General features: G+C 43.5%; 4 protein-coding genes. 3 read left to right on the top strand and 1 reads right to left on the bottom strand.

Translation table 11 applies throughout. The features are described 5' to 3' along the window. Both argH and AC1MDJ_RS07765 read left to right on the top strand, forming a co-directional pair. Nucleotides 1–780, top strand: a 780-nt coding sequence (gene argH, locus AC1MDJ_RS07770) for an argininosuccinate lyase (RefSeq protein WP_479690351.1), incomplete at its 5' end; no start/stop codon positions are given. A 45-nt stretch (nucleotides 781–825) separates the two neighbouring features. Next, nucleotides 826–1368: an ABC transporter substrate-binding protein gene (locus AC1MDJ_RS07765; protein ID WP_479690350.1), complete on the top strand. Its 543-nt coding sequence runs from the start codon at nucleotides 826–828 to the stop codon at nucleotides 1366–1368. A 2-nt stretch (nucleotides 1369–1370) separates the two neighbouring features. Here AC1MDJ_RS07765 and AC1MDJ_RS07760 read toward each other — a convergent pair whose 3' ends face one another. Next, the gene (locus tag AC1MDJ_RS07760) at nucleotides 1371–1508 is read right to left on the bottom strand and encodes a hypothetical protein (protein WP_479690349.1); all 138 of its coding nucleotides are present in this window, start codon (nucleotides 1506–1508) and stop codon (nucleotides 1371–1373) included. On the opposite strand from AC1MDJ_RS07760, the gene AC1MDJ_RS07755 reads away from it, so the two are divergent. Then, on the top strand, nucleotides 1483–1646 hold a 164-nt coding region (locus tag AC1MDJ_RS07755; RefSeq protein WP_479690352.1), incomplete at its 3' end, for a transporter substrate-binding domain-containing protein. The genes AC1MDJ_RS07760 and AC1MDJ_RS07755 overlap by 26 nt on opposite strands.

Genomic DNA, 1646 nt, shown 5'->3' with positions numbered 1-1646 from the left:
GGAACAACATTTCCTATAGATAGATTTCAGACGGCAACAGAGTTGGGTTTTGATAAGCCTACGGAAAACAGTATTGATTCTGTGAGTGCCCGCGACTATATGGTGGAGTTTAACGCGTCTAGTGCGATAGAGTTTATGCATCTTTCAAGGCTTGCCGAAGAGCTTGTGCTATTTGCAAGCCAAGATATGAAATTTATAGAATTGTCTGATGATTTCTGCACTGGTTCAAGCATTATGCCACAGAAGAAGAACCCTGACATAGCAGAGAAGGTGCGTGGCAAAACAGGCAGAATGTTCGGCAACCTAATGGCGGTGCTTACCATAATGAAAGGAACACCGCTTGCATATAATACCGATATGAGCGAAGACAAAGAACAGGTTTATGATTCAATGGACACGTTGCAAAGCACCTTGCGAATACTTGCACCAATGCTGGTAAAGATGAGCATAAATGCTGGCAATATGTTGAAAGCTACTGCAAGGGGGTTCTCTAATGCTACAGACATGGCAGATTATCTGGCACGCAAAGGCATTCCATTTCGTGAGGCGCACAGCATAACGGGGCGAGCTGTTCAATATTGCATAAAACAGAATAAAACGCTAGAGACATTAACGCTTGAAGAGTTTCACATATTTAATAGCTCTATAGGTAATGATATTTATGCAGTTATCTCTCTGCAAGCTTGTGTTGATGGACGTAAATCGTTCGGTGGAACGGCATCGGAGCGCGTCCGTGAGCAAATTGAAAGGGCTAAGTGCTTGCTCTTGCACTCAATATGAAGTTGTGGTATAAATACCCCTAATTTTTATTTTTGGAGGGTTATTATGAAAAAAATCTTGTCTATTGTGTCTATGGTGTTATTCGTATCGCTGTTTTCAGCGAGCCTGTTGTTTGCCGCAAGCATTCAAGAGATTAAGAAACGGGGTGAGATTATCGTTCTAACGGGCACTTCATATCCGCCGTTTGAATACGTGGCTACTGGTGGCGTATATGAGGGCGTAGATATTGAGCTTGCGCGCGCCGTTGCGAAGAAGTTAGGTGTTAAGGTTCAAGTTGTCCCTCTGCCATTTCGCACGCTGATAGAAGCACTTAATTCTGGTAAAGGTGATTTCATAGCAGCGTCTCTGTCAATAACTGATGAACGTAAAGCGGTTGTTGATTTTACTGTCCCGTATGTAGATAACAAGCTATTTATTTTTTGTAGCTGCCTTCATGTGGAACTCAACCCACGCTTCAACTTGGCTTTTGCCACCCTTATTTTTAGCAGTCAGCTCTTTAATAGTAGCGTTGATGTAGCTAAGCAGTTCTTTATTGCCCTTTTTAACGGCAACAGCCACATCATCTTTATAGGTAAAGCCTTCAAATAATTTCAACTTCCCCTTACTATTGGCAACGACTGCCTTTGCAGGTAGCTCATCGGCAACCAGCGCACCAAGTTTATCTCTGCCTGTCGCAATGGCAGTGCCAGCTTCAACCACGCTCTGGAACCTGAATATGCGCTTATCATCTTTTTTCAACTTATCGTTCTAACGGGCACTTCATATCCGCCGTTTGAATACGTGGCTACTGGTGGCGTATATGAGGGCGTAGATATTGAGCTTGCGCGCGCCGTTGCGAAGAAGTTAGGTGTTAAGGTTCAAGTTGT

The organism is Candidatus Termitispirillum reticulitermitis, assembly GCF_054655775.1.
Note: the sequence above shows the minus strand (reverse complement) of the source record. Positions and strands in the feature narration are given on the sequence as shown.